Source organism: Pseudomonas lundensis, assembly GCF_002269125.1.
GTDB lineage: Bacteria > Pseudomonadota > Gammaproteobacteria > Pseudomonadales > Pseudomonadaceae > Aquipseudomonas > Aquipseudomonas lundensis_A.
Genome location: NZ_NQKI01000035.1, coordinates 33,080 through 48,275 on the forward strand (window position 1 = coordinate 33,080; position 15,196 = coordinate 48,275).

17 protein-coding genes and 1 riboswitch are annotated in these 15,196 nt (G+C 59.3%); of the genes, 14 read left to right on the forward strand and 3 right to left on the reverse strand.

Features of this window, described 5'->3' with window-relative positions; all coding sequences use genetic code 11:
• The first annotated feature begins 60 nt into the window (after nucleotides 1-60).
• A riboswitch (cobalamin riboswitch) is annotated at nucleotides 61-303 on the forward strand.
• Between the two features lie 81 nt (nucleotides 304-384).
• From cobO to CJF39_RS18510, 14 genes are all read left to right on the forward strand, one after another.
• A complete protein-coding gene (gene cobO, locus CJF39_RS18450) occupies nucleotides 385-996 on the forward strand; it encodes a cob(I)yrinic acid a,c-diamide adenosyltransferase (protein ID WP_094994733.1) in 612 nt (203 codons plus the stop codon).
• A 10-nt stretch (nucleotides 997-1,006) separates the two neighbouring features.
• On the forward strand, nucleotides 1,007-2,320 hold the full coding sequence (locus tag CJF39_RS18455; protein ID WP_094994734.1) for a cobyrinate a,c-diamide synthase: 1,314 nt from the start codon (nucleotides 1,007-1,009) through the stop codon (nucleotides 2,318-2,320).
• The gene (bluB, locus tag CJF39_RS18460; protein WP_094994735.1) at nucleotides 2,317-2,967 is read left to right on the forward strand and encodes a 5,6-dimethylbenzimidazole synthase; all 651 of its coding nucleotides are present in this window, start codon (nucleotides 2,317-2,319) and stop codon (nucleotides 2,965-2,967) included. Before CJF39_RS18455 ends, bluB begins: the two co-directional genes overlap by 4 nt.
• Complete coding sequence (gene cbiB, locus CJF39_RS18465; protein WP_094994736.1) at nucleotides 2,964-3,872, forward strand: adenosylcobinamide-phosphate synthase CbiB; 909 nt, start codon at nucleotides 2,964-2,966, stop codon at nucleotides 3,870-3,872. Before bluB ends, cbiB begins: the two co-directional genes overlap by 4 nt.
• A complete protein-coding gene (cobD, locus tag CJF39_RS18470; RefSeq protein ID WP_094994737.1) occupies nucleotides 3,865-4,857 on the forward strand; it encodes a threonine-phosphate decarboxylase CobD in 993 nt (330 codons plus the stop codon). The genes cbiB and cobD overlap by 8 nt, the downstream gene beginning before the upstream one ends.
• Entirely contained in the window at nucleotides 4,854-6,308 is a 1,455-nt protein-coding gene (locus CJF39_RS18475) for a cobyric acid synthase (protein WP_094994738.1), read from the forward strand. The genes cobD and CJF39_RS18475 overlap by 4 nt, the downstream gene beginning before the upstream one ends.
• Before the next feature lie 45 nt (nucleotides 6,309-6,353).
• Nucleotides 6,354-6,875, forward strand: coding sequence for a bifunctional adenosylcobinamide kinase/adenosylcobinamide-phosphate guanylyltransferase (gene cobU, locus CJF39_RS18480; RefSeq protein ID WP_094994749.1), 522 nt, complete (start codon nucleotides 6,354-6,356; stop codon nucleotides 6,873-6,875).
• A complete protein-coding gene (gene cobT, locus CJF39_RS18485; protein WP_094994739.1) occupies nucleotides 6,872-7,927 on the forward strand; it encodes a nicotinate-nucleotide--dimethylbenzimidazole phosphoribosyltransferase in 1,056 nt (351 codons plus the stop codon). The genes cobU and cobT overlap by 4 nt, the downstream gene beginning before the upstream one ends.
• Nucleotides 7,924-8,502 carry an alpha-ribazole phosphatase family protein gene (gene cobC, locus CJF39_RS18490; protein ID WP_094994740.1) on the forward strand — a complete coding sequence of 193 codons (579 nt, stop codon included), beginning with the start codon at nucleotides 7,924-7,926 and terminating at the stop codon, nucleotides 8,500-8,502. Before cobT ends, cobC begins: the two co-directional genes overlap by 4 nt.
• A complete protein-coding gene (locus CJF39_RS18495) occupies nucleotides 8,499-9,236 on the forward strand; it encodes an adenosylcobinamide-GDP ribazoletransferase (RefSeq protein WP_094994741.1) in 738 nt (245 codons plus the stop codon). Before cobC ends, CJF39_RS18495 begins: the two co-directional genes overlap by 4 nt.
• Before the next feature lie 123 nt (nucleotides 9,237-9,359).
• Entirely contained in the window at nucleotides 9,360-9,773 is a 414-nt protein-coding gene (locus CJF39_RS18500; RefSeq protein ID WP_094994742.1) for a MarR family winged helix-turn-helix transcriptional regulator, read from the forward strand.
• Nucleotides 9,774-9,824: 51 nt separating this feature from the next.
• Nucleotides 9,825-11,033: an MFS transporter gene (locus tag CJF39_RS18505; protein ID WP_094994743.1), complete on the forward strand. Its 1,209-nt coding sequence runs from the start codon at nucleotides 9,825-9,827 to the stop codon at nucleotides 11,031-11,033.
• Nucleotides 11,030-11,152: a hypothetical protein gene (locus CJF39_RS23515; RefSeq protein ID WP_262373569.1), complete on the forward strand. Its 123-nt coding sequence runs from the start codon at nucleotides 11,030-11,032 to the stop codon at nucleotides 11,150-11,152. Before CJF39_RS18505 ends, CJF39_RS23515 begins: the two co-directional genes overlap by 4 nt.
• Before the next feature lie 55 nt (nucleotides 11,153-11,207).
• Nucleotides 11,208-11,759: a glutathione peroxidase gene (locus CJF39_RS18510; protein WP_094994744.1), complete on the forward strand. Its 552-nt coding sequence runs from the start codon at nucleotides 11,208-11,210 to the stop codon at nucleotides 11,757-11,759.
• An 85-nt stretch (nucleotides 11,760-11,844) separates the two neighbouring features.
• Here the strand turns inward: CJF39_RS18510 and CJF39_RS18515 are convergent, their stop codons facing one another.
• The 3 genes from CJF39_RS18515 to CJF39_RS18525 all read right to left on the reverse strand — a co-directional run bounded on the left by CJF39_RS18515 (nucleotide 11,845) and on the right by CJF39_RS18525 (nucleotide 14,247).
• A complete protein-coding gene (locus CJF39_RS18515) occupies nucleotides 11,845-13,125 on the reverse strand; it encodes an OmpP1/FadL family transporter (RefSeq protein ID WP_094994745.1) in 1,281 nt (426 codons plus the stop codon).
• A gap of 147 nt (nucleotides 13,126-13,272) precedes the next feature.
• Nucleotides 13,273-13,752, reverse strand: coding sequence for a hypothetical protein (locus CJF39_RS18520; RefSeq protein WP_094994746.1), 480 nt, complete (start codon nucleotides 13,750-13,752; stop codon nucleotides 13,273-13,275).
• A 270-nt stretch (nucleotides 13,753-14,022) separates the two neighbouring features.
• On the reverse strand, nucleotides 14,023-14,247 hold the full coding sequence (locus CJF39_RS18525; protein WP_034156218.1) for a hypothetical protein: 225 nt from the start codon (nucleotides 14,245-14,247) through the stop codon (nucleotides 14,023-14,025).
• Nucleotides 14,248-15,196: the final 949 nt, after the last annotated feature.

Here is a 15,196-nt window from a genome sequence, read left to right on the forward strand (position 1 = left end):
GCCATTTTGCTGTGGGTATGTGCACTACCTTTAATTGACGCTCCACCCCCAACCCTCTAACCTTCGCCGCTTGTTTCAGGTGCTCTGCAGCCATGGGCTGGCAGGGTGAAACAGGGAAGCCGGTGAGGGTTCAGGTGCAGTGCGCCGGGGCCACGATTCCGGCGCTGCCCCCGCAACGGTAAATGAGTCAACACCACGCTAAGTGCCACTGTGTCTGTTCACGGGAAGGCGCGCGGTCAGGGCTGCTTGTGTACAGGCGGCCCGCTCATGAGCCCGGAGACCGGCCTGATCCATCCAGCACCTCGCGGCGGGCGACGGTGTGTCGCTTTTGTTAAATCTCCCCCGCCTCCCGTTTGCTTTTTTCAGCCCCAACGGAGAGCTGCCATGAATGAATCCCCCGAACGCGACGAACGTCATCAGGCGCGCATGCTGCGCAAAAAAGCCGTCATGGACGAGCGCATTGCCAGCGCACCCAATGAGTGTGGTCTGTTGCTGGTGTTGACCGGCAACGGTAAAGGCAAGAGCAGCTCGGCCTTCGGCATGCTGGCCCGCGCCATGGGCCACGGCATGCAGTGTGGCGTGGTGCAGTTCATCAAGGGACGCAACAGCACCGGCGAAGAACTCTTCTTCCGTCGCTTCCCGGAGCAAGTGCGCTATCACGTGATGGGCGAGGGCTTTACCTGGGAGACGCAGGACCGTCAGCGCGACATCGCCGCTGCCGAGGCTGCGTGGGAAGTGTCCCGCGAAATGCTGCGTGATCCGTCCATCGGGCTGGTCGTGCTGGATGAGTTGAACATTGCGCTCAAACACGGCTATCTCGATCTGGAACAGGTGCTGACTGACCTGCAAGCCCGTCCGCCGATGCAGCACGTACTGGTCACCGGACGCGGTGCAAAACCTGAAATGATTGATCTGGCCGACACCGTGACGGAAATGAATGTGGTTAAACACGCTTTCCAGGCCGGCATCAAAGCCCAGAAAGGCATCGAACTGTGAGTGTTCAAGCATGAGAGAGTCGCGTCATTGCCCGGCGGTGTTGATCGCCGCGCCGGCTTCCGGTCAGGGCAAGACCACCGTTACCGCCGCTTTGGCCCGACTGCACCGCAATCAGGGGCGCAAGGTGCGGGTGTTTAAATGTGGCCCGGATTTCCTCGACCCGATGATTCTGGAGCGTGCCAGCGGTGCGCCGGTGTATCAGGTCGATTTGTGGATGGTGGGCGCGCAGGAAAGTCGACGTCTGCTGTGGGACGCCGCGGGTGAGGCAGACCTGATCCTCATTGAAGGGGTGATGGGGCTGTTTGATGGCACGCCGTCCAGCGCTGACCTGGCGCGTCACTTCGGGGTGCCGGTACTGGGCGTGATTGATGGCACCGCAATGGCTCAAACCTTCGGCGCCTTGGCGCTAGGGCTTGCGCGGTATCAGCCGGACCTGCCCTTTGCCGGGGTGTTGGCCAATCGGGTGGGTACGGTGCGTCACGCGCAATTGCTTGAAGGCAGTTTGACCGAAGGGTTGCGCTGGTATGGCGCGCTGTCCCGGGAAACCGGCATCGAATTGCCCAGTCGTCACTTGGGGCTGGTGCAGGCCAGCGAGTTGAATGACCTGGACGCACGCCTGGATGCGGCCGCCGACGCCCTCGCCAGCACCTGCGAGGTAGCGCTGCCACCCGCTGTTGAGTTCGCGGCGCCCGAGCCGGTAAAGGTCGAGCCATTGTTGGCGGGCGTCCGGATTGCCGTGGCGCGGGATGAAGCGTTCGCTTTTACATACGGCGCGAGCTTGGCTTTACTGCGCGACATGGGCGCTGAGCTGCTGTTCTTTTCGCCGATCCGCGACACGCAGCTTCCTGCGGCGCACAGCCTGTATTTGCCGGGAGGCTACCCGGAGTTGCATCACCTTGAGCTGTCGCGTAACCACGCGATGCTCGACGCGATTCGCGCTCACCACGCTGCAGGCAAGCCGTTACTGGCGGAGTGTGGCGGCATGCTGTACCTGCTCGATGCCTTGACGGATGTCGACGGCCAGCGTGCTGAATTGGTGGGCGTGCTGGCGGGGGAGGCAACCATGCAAAAGCGTCTCGCGGCACTGGCGTTGCAAGCTGTTGACATGCCCGAAGGCCTGCTGCGCGGTCATACCTATCACCACTCGCTGACCAGCACTGAGCTGCAACCCATTGCCCGCGGCCTGAGCCCTAACGGGGGGCGCGGTGCCGAAGCGGTGTATCGCGAAGGCCGTATGACGGCGTCTTATGTGCACTTTTACTTTCCCTCCAATCCCAAGGCCGTGGCTGCGCTGTTCGCGCCCTGTGCTGTGAAGGTGCCATGAGCGACAACGCATTCAGTTCCCAAGAGCGCGCAGCGGTGTATCGCGCCATCGCCGAGCGCCGCGATATGCGCCATTTCAGTGGGGGAACGGTCGCCCCCGAACTGCTGGCCCGCTTGCTCGAAGCGGCGCACCAAGCCCCCAGCGTGGGTTTGATGCAGCCGTGGCGGTTTATCCGCATCACCAACCGTGAACTGCGCGCCAAGGTTCAGGCGCTGGTGGAAGAGGAGCGTGTACGCACCGCCCAAGCGCTGGGCGAGCGTTCTGATGAATTCATGACCCTTAAGGTCGAAGGCATCAACGACTGCGCCGAAGTGCTGGTTGCCGCATTAATGGACGATCGCGAGAAGCATATTTTCGGGCGCCGCACGTTGCCGGAGATGGACATGGCGTCGTTGTCCTGTGCCATTCAAAACCTGTGGCTGGCGGCCCGGGTTGAAGGGTTGGGCATGGGCTGGGTGTCGTTGTTCGAGCCGCAAGCACTGGCGGATCTGCTGGGCCTGCCTGCCGGCGCAAAACCGTTGGCGGTGTTGTGCCTGGGGCCGGTCGAGGCGTTTTATCCGGCGCCTATGCTGGTGCTGGAAGGGTGGGCGCAGGCGCGTCCTCTCAACGAATTGGTGTACGAGAACTATTGGGGGGTGAGCCCATGAGTGTGGCGTTGCTGTGCGTCGCCGGGGTGGCGTTGGACGCATTGCTGGGTGAGCCCAAACGCTGGCATCCGCTGGTTGCGTTCGGCCGTATGGCAGACCGCATCGAACAGCGTTTTAATTCCGGTGGACGTGGCTGGCGCAGTCACGGCGTGACCGCTTGGGTGTTGGCCGTGATTCCGTTGACGATTTTGGCCACGGCGTTGTCATGGCTGCCTTATATCGGTTGGCTGGTGGACATTCTGGCGCTGTATTGCGCGCTGGGCATGCGCAGCCTTGGCGAACACGTGCAACCTGTGGCTGAGGCGTTGCGCAGTCAGGATCTGGATCACGCCCGCACCCGTGTGGGTTATCTGGTCAGCCGCCAGACCAGCGAACTGGACTCGACCGAAGTGGCGCGGGCCGCCACCGAGTCGGTGCTGGAAAACGGCAGCGACGCGGTGTTTGCAGCGATTTTCTGGTTTGTCGTGGCGGGTGCTCCCGGCGTGGTGCTCTATCGTTTGAGTAATACCCTCGATGCCATGTGGGGCTATCGCACTGAACGGTTCGAACGTTTTGGCTGGGCTGCTGCGCGCATCGACGATTTGCTTAACTACGTGCCTGCGCGTCTGGTCGCCCTGACCTACGCACTGCTGGGCAAAACTCGGCTCGCCATGCAGTGTTGGCGAACGCAGGCGCCGCACTGGGACAGCCCCAACGCGGGCCCGGTCATGGCGGCCGGTGCTGGCGCGCTGGGGGTCGCACTGGGTGGCCCGGCGATTTACCACGGTGAATTGCACGAGCGCCCGCAGTTGGGTGAAGGCCCGCCCGCCGACGCCGATTCCATCGGGCGCGGCTGGCAATTGGTGCAGCGTGGCGTGTGGCTGTGGCTGCTGATTCTGTGTGTCGGGAGTGAGTTTTATGCTTGAGCACGGTGGACGTTTGCGACAGGCAGCCCTGCAATACGGGATTGCCGAAGCTGACTGGCTGGACCTGTCCAGCGGTCTGGCGCCCTGGCCCTTCACAATCCCTGTTATTCCCGAGCGGGCCTGGGCGCGCTTGCCCGAAACCGATGACGGTCTTGAACAGGCCGCGTGCAGCTATTACGGCGCCCCTGAAGTCTTGCCTGTGCCGGGTTCGCAATGTGCGATCCAGTTGCTGCCCCGTCTGCGTCGCAGTGGCAAGGTCGGCGTGCTGTCGCCGTGTTATGCCGAGCATGCAGAGGCCTGGCGCCGCAACGGGCACATCGTGCGCGAAATCCTGGAGCAGGAAGTCGATTTTTATCTCGACACGCTGGACGTGCTGGTGGTGGTCAACCCCAATAATCCGACGGGCCTGAGCCTGTCACCCGAACGGTTGCTGGACTGGCATGCGCGCCTGGTACAGCGCGGCGGCTGGCTGGTGGTGGACGAAGCGTTCATGGACAACACCCCTGAGTTGAGCCTGGCGCCGCAGAGCCAGCGTACCGGCCTGATTGTGCTGCGTTCGTTCGGCAAGTTTTTCGGGCTGGCGGGGGTGCGTCTTGGCTTTGTGCTGGCGGAACTCAAGCTGCTCAAGTTGCTCGCTGAGCACGTCGGCCCGTGGGCTGTCAGCGGACCGACGCGGGTGCTGGGGCAAGCGTGCCTGCTCGACACCGAGGCGCATGCCCGGCAACGCCAGCGCAGCGAGCAGGCCAGCCAGCGTCTGGTGGCGATGCTCAGTCAGTACGGGTTGCCTGCACAGGGCGGCTGTGCACTGTTTCAGTGGCTGATCACCCCGCACGCTGAGCACCTCTACGACTTCATGGCCCGGCGCGGCATACTCCTGCGCCTGTTTGCCCATAACAGCAGCCTGCGTTTTGGCCTTCCCGCCGAGGAGGCCCATTGGCTGAAGCTGGACCTGGCTTTGCAGGCTTACACCAAGGAAATCCCATGAGCACGTTGATGGTGCAAGGCACCACGTCCGATGCGGGCAAAAGTACATTGGTAACGGCGTTGTGCCGTTGGTTGACCCGTCAAGGCGTGCGTGTGGTGCCTTTCAAGCCGCAGAACATGGCGCTCAACAGTGCGGTGACAGCTGAGGGCGGCGAGATCGGTCGCGCCCAGGCCGTTCAGGCGCAGGCTGCCGGGCTGGCGCCGCACACCGACATGAACCCGGTATTGCTCAAACCCAACAGCGACACCGGCTCGCAAGTGATCATTCACGGGCGTGCCGTGACCAGCATGAACGCGGTGGCTTATCACGATTACAAAACCATCGCGATGGAGGCTGTGCTGGCCTCCCATGCACGTCTGAGTGCGGCCTATCCCGTGGTGATGGTCGAAGGCGCGGGGTCGCCGGCCGAGATCAATTTACGCGCAGGCGACATTGCCAACATGGGCTTTGCCGAAGCGGTGGATTGCCCGGTGATTCTGATTGCCGACATCAATCGCGGCGGCGTTTTCGCCCATTTGGTCGGCACCCTCGAACTGCTGTCGGAAAGCGAACAGGCACGGGTTCAGGGTTTTATCATTAACCGTTTTCGCGGCGATATCGCATTGCTGCAACCGGGGCTCGACTGGCTGGAGCAACGGACGGGCAAGCCGGTGATCGGAGTGCTTCCTTATGTGATGGACCTGCACCTTGAAGCCGAAGACGGCATCGATCAGCGTCAGATCAGTAAAGAGGGGCATGTGCTGAAGGTGGTGGTGCCGGTGCTGCCGCGCATCAGCAACCACACCGATTTTGACCCGCTGCGTTTGCATCCCCAAGTGGATGTGCAGTTTGTCGGGCCGGGCCAGTCGATTCCAGCCGCCGACCTGATCATCCTGCCGGGTTCCAAAAGCGTGCGCAGTGACTTGGACTACCTGCGCGCCAATGGCTGGGACGCGGTCATTGAGCGGCATTTGCGCTATGGCGGCCGGGTGTTGGGGATTTGCGGTGGCTTGCAAATGCTTGGCGAACAGGTACACGACCCGCTGGGCCTCGAAGACGCGCCGGGTTCCAGCGACGGGCTGGGCCTGTTGGCGTTTAGCACGCAGCTGGAAGCTGAAAAACAACTGCGTAATGTCCGCGGGCGGCTTGCGCTGGAAAACGCCGAGGTCAGTGGTTATGAGATTCACGCCGGGGTAACCAGCGGGCCAGCCCTTGAACAGCCCGCGGTGCGGCTCGAAGACGGCCGATGCGATGGCGCGCTTAGCGCAGACGGGCAAATCATCGGGACTTACGTGCATGGCCTGTTCGAGTCGCCCGCAGCGTGCAGTGCCCTGCTGCGCTGGGCCGGCCTGCGCAACGTCCAGTCTGTGGACTACCACGCGCTGCGTGAGCGCGATATTGAGCGGTTGGCTGATCTGGTGGAAAACCATTTGGACACCGACCGCTTGCGCCAGCTGTGCGGGCTTGAATAACCCGGTGATCGCTGCCGCAGGCTGATTTTTTAGAGGTTCATGAACATGCTGCAACTGATTTTGGGCGGTGCCCGTTCGGGTAAGAGCCGTCTGGCAGAAACGCTGGCAGCCGGCTCGGGGTGCGCGGTGACCTACATCGCCACCAGCCAACCGCTTGACCTGGAGATGAATGACCGTGTTCGTCACCACCGCGAGCGGCGTCCTGCCGATTGGGGGTTGATTGAAGAGCCGTTGGCATTGGCCCGCGTGCTGCGCGAAAGTGCCCGTGCCGATACATGCCTGCTGGTGGACTGCTTGACGTTGTGGTTGACCAACCTGTTGATGCTCGAAGACCCGCAACGCCTGATCGCTGAGCGTGATGCCTTGCTGGCGTGCCTGACAGCGCTGCCGGGAGAGATCATTTTTGTCAGCAATGAAACCGGAATGGGTGTCGTGCCGCTGGGCGAGTTGACGCGCCGTTATGTCGATGAAGCCGGTTGGCTGCATCAAGCTTTGGCCGAGCGCTGTGAGCGGGTTGTGTTGACCGTCGCAGGCTTGCCCCTGACGTTGAAAGGAACTGCCTTATGAACACGCCGTGGTGGCTGCGCCCGTGTAAATCCCTTGACCGTGACGTACAAAAGGCAGCTGCCGAGCGTCAACAGCAATTGACCAAACCTGCTGGTTCACTGGGGCAGCTCGAAACCCTGGCGATTCAACTGGCCGGGCTGCAAGGGCGGGTCAAACCGCGTGTCGATCAGTTATGGATCGCCCTTTTCGCCGGAGATCACGGGGTGGTGGCCGAGGGTGTTTCAGCGTACCCACAAGCCGTGACCGGGCAAATGCTGCACAATTTTGTCAGTGGCGGTGCGGCGATCAGTGTGCTGGCACGGCAATTGGGCGCGCAACTGGACGTGGTTGACCTGGGGACGGTCACGCCGATGCTCGATCTGGCGGGTGTCCGTCATTTGCAATTGGGGGCGGGCACGGCGAACTTCGCCACGGGGCCGGCCATGACGGACGCACAAGGCCTGAAGGCCTTGCAAGCAGGGCGCGACAGCGTGATACGGGCCCGTGAGGACGGTGGGGAACTGTTTATCGGCGGCGAAATGGGTATTGGCAACACCGCCTCCGCCAGTGCGGTGGCCAGCGCGTTGCTTCAATGCCCGGCATCGTTGTTGACGGGCCCCGGTACAGGGCTGGACGCTGCGGGCGTCAGCCACAAAGCACGGGTAATTGAGCAGGCGTTGGCGTTCCATGCTGGCTGGCTGGACGATCCGCTGCAAACGTTATTCCGTCTCGGTGGTTTTGAAATCGCCGCGCTGGCGGGCGCGTATGTGGCCTGCGCCCAAGAAGGGCTTGTGGCGTTGGTGGATGGCTTTATCTGTACGGTCGCGGCGATGGTTGCCGTGCGTTTGAATCCCGAGTGCCGTCAATGGATGGTCTTCAGCCATCGCGGAGCCGAACAGGGGCATCGTCACGTGCTCGAGAGCCTCGCAGCAGAGCCTCTGCTTGATCTTGGCCTACGGCTGGGCGAAGGCAGCGGGGCGGCACTGGCGGTGCCGTTGCTGCGGCTGGCCTGTGACCTGCATGGGCAAATGGCGACGTTTGCCGAAGCAGCCGTGGCGGATCGCCCGGCATGATTGTGCGCCTGGACCTGTTGCGCCATGGGGAAACCGAACTGGGCGGTGGCCTGCGCGGCAGTCTGGACGATGCGCTGACCGAACTGGGCTGGTCGCAAATGCGCGAGGCGGTTCAGGGACAGGGGCCGTGGGAGCGGATTGTCAGCTCGCCATTACAGCGCTGCCGCCTGTTTGCGCAGGATCTGGCTGCGTCCCTGGACCTGCCGTTGACCCTCGACAAGGATCTTCAGGAGTTGCACTTTGGCGTGTGGGAAGGGCAGAGCGCGGCGGCCTTAATGGAAACCGATGCTGAGGCGTTGGGCTTGTTCTGGTCAGACCCGTATGCCTTTACCCCGCCTGAAGGGGAGCCGGTGCTGGAGTTTGCCGAGCGTGTGATGGCAGCGGTTCTGCGGCTGCAACACCAGTACGCGGGTCAAAAAGTGCTGGTGGTTTGCCACGGTGGTGTGATCAAACGGTTATTGGCTCAAGCTCGCGGCTTGCCCCGCGAACAGTTGCTGAACGTCGCGGTGCCCCACGGCGCCTTGCTGCACGTGCAAGTGAGCGCTGAGGGTGAGTTGCATGAGGTGAGCGCATGAGGGGGCCGTTCTGGATTGCCTTGCAATTTTTGAGCAGTTTGCCGGTGCGGTTGCCCGGTATGCCGTCACCTCGGGAAACCGGCCGTTCGCTCCTGTATTACCCGCTGGTGGGCCTGCTGTTGGGCGCTGTTTTGTGGGGCGTGAACGTGTGCTTGTCAGGCGCGCCGCTCATGTTACATGCCGCCCTGCTGCTAACGGTGTGGGTGCTGTTCAGCGGCGGGTTGCACCTGGACGGCCTGGCGGACAGCGCTGATGCGTGGTTGGGCGGGTTTGGTGATCGCGAGCGCACGCTGACCATCATGAAAGACCCACGCAGCGGCCCGATTGCCGTGGTGGTCTTGGTGTTGGTGCTGCTGCTTAAGTTCTCTGCCTTGCTGGCGATGATCGAGCAGCAACAGTACGTGGCGTTGCTGATTGTGCCGCTGATCGGGCGCAGTGCGTTGCTGGGTGTGTTTTTGACCACACCTTATGTGCGCGCCGGTGGGCTGGGGCAGGCGCTGGCCGATCATTTGCCGCGCTCGACAGGCTGGTGGGTGCTGGGCGTCAGCGCGTTGGTTGGTGTGCTGCTGGGGGGGATGAGTGGCGTGTGGTCGCTGGTCTTGGCCATCATCGGGTTTGCGTGGTTGCGCCGAATGATGATGCGTCGATTGGGCGGCACCACCGGCGATACCGCCGGCGCGCTACTGGAGTTGCTTGAGGTGTGGGTATTGGTCGGTCTGGCCCTGATCGGGTAGCCACCGTTTTGAACGGGAATGAGCCGCCGGGGCAGTCGCGGCGTATTTCGGGCTGGCTTAGGCTTCCACAGCGGCTAAGGTTTTATTCTTGTAACTCTTTTATTGCGGGTATATACATACAAAATGTTACCAACCCAGTGTTTATGCACCAACCTGCGGCGTGCGGCGCGTGGCGTCAGCAGGCATTACGACGGCGCCCTGGATGGCTTGGGGATCAACGTTGCCCAGTATTCACTGCTCTGCAACCTCAAGCGTATGGACCGACCGAGCATTTCCAGCCTTGCCGAAGCGATGGGGCTGGACCGCAGCACGCTGGGCCGCAATTTGCGGGTGCTTGAGGGGATGGGGTTGGTGAAGCTCTCTGAAGGCGCTGATCAGCGTAACCGACTGGTGTGCCTGACCGAGGCGGGTAATGAGCGTCTTGCTGCGGCCCTGCCCGCGTGGGAGCGCGCGCAGCAACGCTTGATGGACCGCTTGGGTGACGCGCGACGCGCCCAACTTTTAGAACTGTTGAACGAATTGGCAGGCACTGACTAAGGGTAAGTCGCGTGTCTTCAAAGGGTTTATACCCGCTCCCGGAGAATAAAAATGACAACGGTGTGGCGTAATAGCGGTTGGGTCTTGCTGGGCAGCGCGCTGATCTTGGCGCTGTCCTTGGGCGTGAGGCATGGCTTCGGCCTGTTTCTGCCGCCGATGAGTGCGCAGTTCGGCTGGGGCCGAGAAGTCTTTGCGTTCGCTATCGCTTTGCAAAATTTGATTTGGGGCTTGGCGCAGCCTTTCACCGGGGCGCTGGCGGACCGGTTTGGCGCGGCCAAGGTCGTGATCGTCGGCGGCGTGCTATACGCGGTGGGTCTGGTCATGATGGGGATGTCCGATTCGCCGCTGTCGCTGTCATTGAGCGCAGGGCTGCTGATCGGGATTGGCCTGTCGGGCACTTCGTTCTCCGTGATCCTCGGTGTCGTAGGGCGTGCCTTGCCGCCTGAAAAGCGCAGCATGGGCATGGGGATCGCCAGCGCAGCAGGTTCCTTCGGGCAGTTCGCCATGCTGCCTGGCACGCTGGGGCTGATCGGCTGGCTCGGTTGGTCAACGGCCTTATTGGTGTTAGGCCTGTTGGTTGCGCTGATCGTGCCGCTGGTGAGCATGCTCAAAGATCGCCCCATGCCCGCACTGGGCGGCGAACAGACCCTCAAACAAGCGTTGCACGAGGCGTGCAGCCACTCGGGGTTCTGGCTTTTGGCCTTTGGTTTTTTCGTCTGCGGTTTTCAGGTGGTCTTTATCGGCATTCATTTGCCGGCCTATCTGGTTGATCAGCATCTGCCTGCGACTGTCGGTACGTCTGTGCTGGCACTGATCGGTCTGTTCAATATCTTTGGCACCTACACGGCAGGTTGGCTGGGCGGGCGGATGTCCAAGCCACGCTTGTTGACCGGCCTCTATTTAGCGCGGGCGGTGGTCATCGTGCTGTTCTTGTGGGCGCCGGTTACGCAGTTCAGTGCTTACTTGTTCGGTATGGCCATGGGTTTTTTGTGGCTGTCGACGGTGCCCCTGACCAACGGTACGGTAGCGACACTGTTTGGTGTGCGTAACCTGTCGATGCTGGGCGGCATCGTTTTTCTGTTCCACCAGTTGGGGGCATTTTTGGGTGGCTGGCTCGGCGGTGTGGTCTACGATCAAACCGGGAGTTATGACTTGATCTGGCAGGTTTCGATTGTTTTGAGCCTGTTGGCGGCGGCCCTTAATTTACCGGTGCGCGAGCGGCCCGTTGCGCGTTTGCAATTGCAGGAGCGTGGGGTGTGAGTTCAACCTGGATCTGGCTGGGTGGCTTGGGTGCGGGGTCGGCCCTTATCGCTCTGGCATGGTGGGGCTGGCATCAGGGTGGACTGGCGTTGCTGCAACTGGGCATGGCTACTTGCTAGTTCATGGGCCGGGCGCGTAAGTTCAGGGCCTGTATTTTTTAAAAGGACACCAATGATGCTCAAGCGCTGGATTGCGATGCCCGTACTGTTGTTGGCGTGTGCAGGACCTGTTTGGGCGGCACAATGCCCGCCGCTGCTCGAAGGTTCGTTGCCCAAGTTGCGATCAAAAGAGTCCATCGACTTGTGCCAACGCTTTGCCGGAAAGCCGCTGGTCATTGTCAATACCGCAAGTTTCTGCGGGTTCGCGCCCCAATTCAAAGGGCTTGAAGCGTTGAATCAACGCTATAAGGATCAGGGGCTTGAGCTGATTGGCGTGCCCTCGGATGACTTCAAGCAAGAGGCCAAGGATGGGGAAGAGACTGCCAAGGTGTGTTACGTGAACTACGGCGTGACGTTCACCATGACCAATCCGCAGAAAGTTCGTGGGGCAGATGCAACGCACCTCTTCAAAGTGCTGGCTGAGCAAAGCAGCGCGCCAAAGTGGAACTTCTATAAATACGTGGTGGACCGTCAGGGCAATGTGATTGCCAACTTTTCCAGCCTGACAAAGCCCGACAGTCCGGAGCTGATCGAGGCGATCGAAAAGGCCATTGCTTCAAAACCCTGATTAACGGCCAATAAAAAATCCCCGCGCTCGTCACCGAGGCGGGGATTTTTTAATTCAGCAGATGAACCGTGAGGTTCGTCGCGAATTAGAACTTGTAGGTTGCACCCACTGCAAAGCCGTTTGCGCTGTTTTCATATTTGGCGCTGTAACGGTTGATGCCCTTCGCGTCGTTGACTTTCACGGACTCTTCTTTGAGGTAAGAGTAAGCCACGTCAATAGTCAGGTCGTCAGTGATTGCGTAGCCAGCACCCAGGCTGAAGATTGTCCGGTCACCGGTAGGAATACGTGGCGAACGGTTGGTGTTGTTGGTAGGCGACTGGTCCCATGTCAGACCGGTACGCACAATCCACTGTTTGTTCAACTGATAAGACGTACCGATGGCGTAAGCCCAAGTGTCATGCCAGTTTTGCTCTTCTTTGATGGTGGTGAACGCCTGAGCGCCGCCCGGACCTGCGTTGGCAACCGTAACGCCTTCGTTTTTAACGGTTATGTCTTTCAGGCGGCTCCAACGTGTCCAGGTAGAACCGGCATAGACTTTCCAAGCATCAGACAGGTCTTGTGTGACGGACAGATCCCAGGATTCAGGGGTGTCGATCGACAACGAAGCATCATAGCGGTTGCTTTTCAGCAATTGAGGCGGAGTACCCGCGCCCGCTTCAATGTCGGTGTGGCCTTTGAGCTTGTAGCTGACTTTGGAGTGGTAGGTCAGGCCGACACGGGTAGTGTCAGTGGCTTGCACCAAAATACCGGCGTTCCATCCCAGAGCGGTGTCATCACCTTTGATCTTTACATGGGCTTCAGGTGTTCCTGGTACCAATGCAAGATCGGATTCCAGTTTGCCGGCAATGCGGTTGATGGTTGGACCGAAACCGATCGACACCTTGTCATTGAACGCGTAGCTGACGGTCGGTTGGAAGGTGACAACTGCAACGTCGCTAGTACTGCCGAAAGCGCGACCCTGGAAGCTTTTTTCATATTCAGTGGCGAGGCCAAAGGGCGCGTATACACCGAAACCTACAGCCCACTGATCATTGATGCGGTTCGTGTAGAAACCCATTGGAACACCGGTGAAGGGAACCATGTCACCTTTGTTGGTTCCCCGGGCATTACCTCGCGCATCTTTGATATCGGTTGTTGCGTCAATGACTGCAACGCCACCGGTCACTTGCTGACCTTGTAGGCGGGACATACCGGCAGGGTTACCAAATACGGTGCTTGCATCATCCGCTTGAGACGAACGACCTGCGAAACCGGTCCCCATACCGCTGACGCTTTGTTCGTTGAGGGCGAAGCCACTGGCGAAAATCTGGCTGGAAGCCAAAGTGACGGCGAGGCTAAGTGTGGTCTTGAGCATTACTTTTTTCATTATTAGAACTCCTTTTGATCACCGGGTGGAAAGCTACCAACATTTTTGTTTAAGCGCTATAGGCCAAATCGCAGGAGATAGCGTTGTTTTGTAGGACAATCCTACCGGTTTTAGGTCTTTTTCTAGTTGTTAAGGCGGTTGGAAATCTCAGGCCACCTGGTTGAGATGTGTAACGCAGATGCGCCAAGCATGAGCGAAGTCACGTAAACGTCCTTGTGGCTCAAAGACTTGGCGCCAAACTTTGGCCATGCCCACTACATCGTTGGTTTTCGGGATGATGGCTTTTTGCTCTTCAATCAACATCCATGCGATTGCGGTGGCGTAACGCAAATTTACAGTTAGCTCGAGGTGAGGACTGCATAAAAAAGCGTGTTGACTGGCGAGCCCCCTTACAAGGCTTGCCAGATCCGGGTCATGTGCGAGGTAGTCATCCCACAGCGCGGCGTGTCGAGGTTCACGAATACTGTAAAGACCATGCCCGCGTCGGTCGTGGAGTGCGGAGCCCAAGTTGGACTGACTTGCAGCAATGCCCAGCAACAACGCCTCTGCATCAGGATTGTTCATGCCTAAATAAAGAAGCGTTGGCCGGATCACGTAAAGTCTCAACTCCCTGGCAGCAATACCCATGGCAACCTCGAAGCCTGAAATTGGCCGGCTACACCCAGGCGCTTGGCAGCGATGAGTCGGTAGGGTTCGCCGGAAGCGGAATGAACCGCTTGAGTTGAAGTGTAGTGTCATATCTTTGCTGTAACGGACTGTTTTTAAAACATTTGCAGCATCTAGGCTGTAGCTATATACCCGCAAGTAATTAAATAATGCGGTATATTTCTTAAATTCAAGACAACAAAAAGCCCCACTATTGGAGCAGGGCTTGTTGTATAGACGCTGGGCGCGTTGTCAGGCGATCAATGCCTGACGTGTCCGGTCAATCACAGCTTGCAGGGGTTCTGCGCTGGAATATTGATCCGGGTACAGGCGTTCGCTGTGACGTGCGATGCCGTGTTCGTTGACCAGTGTGAAGCTAAAGCAGCCTTTGCGAGCGGCCATAATCAGGCAGTTCATAGGAGCGAAGGCGTTGGTTAGGGTGCGAATGGCATCCTGAGTATGGATTTGAGTAGACATAGTTATTAGGTGTTCCTGCAAATGACACGGATATGATCCGTGCAACGTTAAAACGTTCCAGTGACGTCGAGCCATCTTTGGCGTGACGAAGAACCTGACTGGAACAAAGCCGCCAGTTGGAGCGCATTTAAGTATGTGGCGCTTGGGCTGGCAGGTAGGTACTTAGGAGGGCAGGCAATCACAACAAGAGCTAAGGTTCCGTGCTCGGGGTGAAGATCCTGATCAATTGGCAGGTTGGTTCTGTCAGAGTAAAAGCGCTTGGCGATACCCTTTGTGTTTGTTCAAAGGCCGTATCGTCGCAAGATTTACCTGGAAACCATCGAGGGGGTCGATCCCGTGTGTATCAGCGTGGCTTCTCTTTAGGGAAGGTGGCTGGGGGATTTGTTCGGCCCGAATTGACTTTCAGCTTGGTACTAACGCTGCGGATACTAACGGCTTGAAAAAATAAACGCAACTGTGCTAGCCAAAATACTTTCTGTGCCTGCTGAAGTGCGGCCGTGAGCCGTTAGTCGGTTTTTGTCAAAATGCCACTCGATAGGGCAGGGGTACAAGGGTTAGCGAACGCCTTTGAATGACGAACCCAGTGGGGTCGCAGTCCTACAGATTTCAGTACGTTTTGAGTCCATTCCTGCTGCTGAGTGTGAACTTGTGCACATTTGCAGTGCGTCATATAAACGCACTGCAGGCAGAAAGCCACGCAGGCGCTTAGCCTGTTTCGCAAATTTAAGTCAATGAAAAACATCGTTTTTTTTAATTGGTGAAAAAATCGTCAGTTTGACCCTGACCCCCGCCCTGTGGGGGTTTGACGAGGGCAAAAGGGGGTTGTCCACTGACTTATCCACAGGATCTGTGGATTGTCCCACTCCGTTGCTCTAGGCTCTGTACGTAAACCCAAGAAATACGATTTTCTGTAAAATACACCGCCATTAAAGCCAGGAGGCCAAGATGG

What these genes read in the sequence shown, in the direction of transcription:
- CJF39_RS18475 (WP_094994738.1), top strand. Translation starts at nt 4,854, where the DNA reads ATGAGCACGTTGATGGTGCAAGGCACCACGTCCGATGCGGGCAAAAGT.
- cobU (WP_094994749.1), top strand. Translation starts at nt 6,354, where the DNA reads ATGCTGCAACTGATTTTGGGCGGTGCCCGTTCGGGTAAGAGCCGTCTG.
- CJF39_RS18505 (WP_094994743.1), top strand. Translation starts at nt 9,825, where the DNA reads ATGACAACGGTGTGGCGTAATAGCGGTTGGGTCTTGCTGGGCAGCGCG.
- cobO (WP_094994733.1), top strand. Translation starts at nt 385, where the DNA reads ATGAATGAATCCCCCGAACGCGACGAACGTCATCAGGCGCGCATGCTG.
- CJF39_RS18455 (WP_094994734.1), top strand. Translation starts at nt 1,007, where the DNA reads ATGAGAGAGTCGCGTCATTGCCCGGCGGTGTTGATCGCCGCGCCGGCT.
- cobC (WP_094994740.1), top strand. Translation starts at nt 7,924, where the DNA reads ATGATTGTGCGCCTGGACCTGTTGCGCCATGGGGAAACCGAACTGGGC.
- cbiB (WP_094994736.1), top strand. Translation starts at nt 2,964, where the DNA reads ATGAGTGTGGCGTTGCTGTGCGTCGCCGGGGTGGCGTTGGACGCATTG.
- bluB (WP_094994735.1), top strand. Translation starts at nt 2,317, where the DNA reads ATGAGCGACAACGCATTCAGTTCCCAAGAGCGCGCAGCGGTGTATCGC.
- CJF39_RS18495 (WP_094994741.1), top strand. Translation starts at nt 8,499, where the DNA reads ATGAGGGGGCCGTTCTGGATTGCCTTGCAATTTTTGAGCAGTTTGCCG.
- CJF39_RS18510 (WP_094994744.1), top strand. Translation starts at nt 11,208, where the DNA reads ATGCTCAAGCGCTGGATTGCGATGCCCGTACTGTTGTTGGCGTGTGCA.
- cobD (WP_094994737.1), top strand. Translation starts at nt 3,865, where the DNA reads ATGCTTGAGCACGGTGGACGTTTGCGACAGGCAGCCCTGCAATACGGG.
- CJF39_RS18520 (WP_094994746.1), bottom strand. Translation starts at nt 13,752, where the DNA reads ATGGGTATTGCTGCCAGGGAGTTGAGACTTTACGTGATCCGGCCAACG.
- cobT (WP_094994739.1), top strand. Translation starts at nt 6,872, where the DNA reads ATGAACACGCCGTGGTGGCTGCGCCCGTGTAAATCCCTTGACCGTGAC.
- CJF39_RS18500 (WP_094994742.1), top strand. Translation starts at nt 9,360, where the DNA reads ATGTTACCAACCCAGTGTTTATGCACCAACCTGCGGCGTGCGGCGCGT.
- CJF39_RS18515 (WP_094994745.1), bottom strand. Translation starts at nt 13,125, where the DNA reads ATGAAAAAAGTAATGCTCAAGACCACACTTAGCCTCGCCGTCACTTTG.
- CJF39_RS18525 (WP_034156218.1), bottom strand. Translation starts at nt 14,247, where the DNA reads ATGTCTACTCAAATCCATACTCAGGATGCCATTCGCACCCTAACCAAC.